The following is a 3,431-nucleotide window of genomic DNA, read 5'->3' as shown; positions in this document are numbered from 1 at the left end:
CCAGAGCGCTTCCGCGCCCGACCGCGCACACCAACACCCGCTGGCACGGTCGGGATCAACCTACCCAACGAAAAACCACAAAGCAGCGCCGCGTGACTCCACACAGTTTGACATCGCGCGGGGTGCTCGAAATGGCCGCGCACATTCGCGGCCGCACCTACGATATGACCGAACTCCACCGCTTCCGCGATGCTGAGTACGCGGCGTTGACGTTGCGGATGCGCGACCGTGCGAGCCCCGGAGAGGTGTTCGACCAGCTCGCCGTGATGGGGCTCGTGACACTGCACGCCGACGACGAGCACGCCCGCGAGCACATCACCAACAACGCCCGAGACGGCAAAGTCATCACGGTGGCGACAAACCACGAGGCGGAGATGTTGAACGAGCGCATCCGCACCGGACGGATCGAGCGGGGCGAGGTCGAGGACACGGTGACGGCGACCGGCAGCGACGGCCTCCCCATCGGTCGGGGTGACGTGATCCAGACCCGCCGCAACGACAGCGACCTCGGGGTAGCGAACCGGCAACAGTGGGTCGTCCAGCACGTCACCGACGACGGCACCGTCTACGCCCGCGAGGTCGGCAGCGGACGCAAGAACCCCCGCACCGTCACTCTGCCCACCGAGTACGTGGCAGAGCATGCGCACCTGTCCTACGCAGCGACCGCATACGGCGTCCAGGGCGCAACCCTCACCGGCTCCCACACGATCCTGTCGGAAGCGACCAGCGCGGCAGGGGTCTACGTCGGGATGACGAGAGGCCGAGAGACGAACCGCCTGCATATCGTTGCCGAGGACATGGCAGATGCGCGAGCACAGTTCATCGAGGCGATGGAACGTGACCCCGCAGACCGCGGCCTCGACCACGCCACCCAACAAGCAGCCGAGGCGGTGCGCGGCCTCGTCAGCGACGGCCCGGTGAGGCTCGTCACCGAAGAACTCGCCCGCCTTGACCAGAAGGCCGAGCGCACCCAGCGGCAGGCGGAGCGGTGGGAGCAGATCGCCGTGCGCCTCGACACCCAACGCGCTGCGCACCGGGCCGAGGACGATAAGAGCACCGCCGTTCTCCGCACGGCCGAAGACCTCGCCGCGCGGGTGCGTGCCGAGGTCGCCCGGCCGCTCACCAAGCAAGCAGAGCAGGACGGCGCGGCCTACCTCACCGCCATGCAGACCGAGGCGGCAGCGAGTGCCCGACTCGCCACGGTCGGGCGGTTCGGCAGGCGCAAAGCGCGGACCGAGCACCACGCCGTGACCGAACAAATCGACGCGGCTCGGGCGAGCGTGCGCGCAACGTGGGATGAACTGCCCCGCACCCCTGAGTCGCTGTCTGCATGGGCGGCGCAGGCAGCGGTACGACGAGCCGAAAGCGACCCGCGCGTGAGCGATGCCGACCGCGCTGTCGAAACCGCGCGCGCCGGGCACAAGGCGACGCAGCGGCGGCACAAGCAGGAGCGCCTGACGTTGCTGGTCAGCGAGCTTGGAGCCGACGAGGCGCGTCGCGACCAGTTCGGGATGCGCGCCGTCAACCCGCACCGCAACGCTCAGGATGCTCGCGCGAGAGCCGCCCTGGTCCGTGCCGAGGCCGACGAACTCCGCAGCCTCCCCGTCACTGACGCCACACGGCGCATCGAGGCCAAGCGCGTGATGGCCGCGCAAGAGCGAGCAGCCGCGGCCGACCGAGCGCGGCGGCTCCGCGCCGACCCGACGCACAACGTCCACCGCAGCGGCCCCGGGCGCGACGGGCCATCACTGGGCCGGTGATGTGTCAGCGCAGGCCGGTTGCGGTCGTCAGCCCTGGTATCGGGCACGCGGAGAGCGCCGCGCTGAGCGTCGAGTGCGCGGCGACGTAAGCGTAGGCGTCCGGGTCGATCAGCTCGAACAGCTCCCGCACCTCGACCAGACGGTCCTCCAACCCGGTACGGGTGGAGAACACCGGCTCGTTGTGCGCCAATCTATTGCGGAACTTCACCACGCGAGCCACCAGGTCATGCACACGGGAACGCGCAGTGCCCTTGGGGAACGCCCGGTGCAGCATCGGGTTCCACAGCGTCGGCGTCCGCTCACCCACGGTCAGATTCGACCAGAACCCGAACGTCAACGCCGCGACGACCTCCGCGTGCGTCGGTGCCGAACTCAGGCCCCGCTTGGCGTCCGTGATCCGGGCCAGGCTCGCTTGATTGCGGCGGCGCTGCTGGGCGCGGGCAGGCTGGACGCCTTGCTCCAGACGGAACAGGGTCGCTCGCGGGTCGATGGCCCAGTCCGGGAACCGGCGCGCCAGTTCCCGGTCGTAGGCGTTGCGCACCGCGACCTCCAGGTGCCCGACGTCCACGATCCCGGCGGCTGCGACCCGCGAGTTCCACAGGTACGTCTCCATCGCCAGCGCGTGGTCTCCGCCCGCGACTCCGAGGTAACGCCGGTACCGCGGCGCGCTCAGCCACCGCACCGCACGGGCGGCATCCAGCGCGGGCGCGTCATCGGTCATACCTGGTATCCTAGGAACATCGCCCCGCGGCAACCGTCCTCTGTCTGGCTCCGGCCAGTTAGGCACCGCGGGGCTTTGCTCTGCCCGACGACGCCCGGCACCGAGAACCGAGGCCACACCGCCCGAGGTCACCGATACACTGGAACCGCGCACACGCGCACGATCACAGGTGAGTGCGTTTGGGGCACCTCGGCTATCCGAGATCGACATGCTCGGCCACGTACGAGGCCGGGAGGAGGATGCTGCCGCCGAACCTGCGCCCCCGCTGGCGAGCCCTGATGGTTCCGTCGTTACGGACTCTGTTGCCGGCCCCGTAGTCGCGTGCGACGGTGATGGTGCCGTCGTCGCCGACGGCGGCTATGGTCCAGACGTCGCCGTTGCGCACCCAGTCCCGCCCGGCCAGGGTGCGGAGGTTCCGGTTGTTCTGTCGCGTGATGATGGTGTCGCCAACGCCTGCGGCGGTGCCGTCACGTAGTTCGACTTCACGGTCGGGGTTCAGCGTCTTGTTGAGGATCAGGTCGGCGCGGGCGCGACTGTTCAGCGTGGTCACGTCGTCGTGGGTTTCGGCGATCAGCACAGAAACGAGCCCGGCGTCGCGGTCGGCACGCCAGGCGTTGTAGGCGGCATCGGTCATGGCCTCGCCGTCGCCGTCGGTGATGCGCTCGTGGGCGAGGTACGTGTCGATGGCGTGAGTGCGTCCGTGGCGTAGTTCAAGCGAGGCGGTCCTCTCCCAGACGTGTGTGAAGCGGTGAACGTCGACCAGTTCGGGAGTGTCGGCCCGATCTCTGGCGATCATCGCGAACGCACCACCGGCGTCTACGGATTGCAGTTGCGCGTAGTCGCCAACCAACAGCACCTTCGCGCCCGCATCTTGAGCGAGGCGGGTGATGCGATCCAGTGACAGGGTGCCGGCAAGGGAGGCTTCGTCGATGATGACGAGCTGGCCCGCC

At 69.1% G+C, this 3,431-nt stretch carries 3 protein-coding genes; 1 reads left to right on the top strand and 2 read right to left on the bottom strand.

The genetic code is table 11. The annotated features are described in order from the left end of the window. The first annotated feature begins 131 nt into the window (after positions 1-131). Positions 132-1,760, top strand: a complete 1,629-nt coding sequence (locus tag ACK5KK_RS10330; protein WP_416890002.1) for a hypothetical protein — start codon at positions 132-134, stop codon at positions 1,758-1,760. Positions 1,761-1,764: 4 nt separating this feature from the next. Here ACK5KK_RS10330 and ACK5KK_RS10325 read toward each other — a convergent pair whose 3' ends face one another. Both ACK5KK_RS10325 and ACK5KK_RS10320 read right to left on the bottom strand, forming a co-directional pair. Continuing rightward, the gene (locus tag ACK5KK_RS10325) at positions 1,765-2,481 is read right to left on the bottom strand and encodes a hypothetical protein (protein WP_416890001.1); all 717 of its coding nucleotides are present in this window, start codon (positions 2,479-2,481) and stop codon (positions 1,765-1,767) included. A gap of 193 nt (positions 2,482-2,674) precedes the next feature. Next, positions 2,675-3,431, bottom strand: a 757-nt coding sequence (locus ACK5KK_RS10320) for an AAA family ATPase (RefSeq protein ID WP_416890000.1), incomplete at its 5' end; no start/stop codon positions are given.

Source organism: Microbacterium sp. (assembly GCF_047972865.1).
In the GTDB taxonomy this organism is placed as follows: domain Bacteria; phylum Actinomycetota; class Actinomycetes; order Actinomycetales; family Microbacteriaceae; genus Microbacterium.
The sequence above is the reverse complement of the archived record's forward strand: the minus strand, read 5'-3'. Positions and strand labels throughout refer to the sequence as shown.

What these genes read in the sequence shown, in the direction of transcription:
- ACK5KK_RS10325 (WP_416890001.1), bottom strand. Translation starts at nt 2,481, where the DNA reads ATGACCGATGACGCGCCCGCGCTGGATGCCGCCCGTGCGGTGCGGTGG.
- ACK5KK_RS10330 (WP_416890002.1), top strand. Translation starts at nt 132, where the DNA reads ATGGCCGCGCACATTCGCGGCCGCACCTACGATATGACCGAACTCCAC.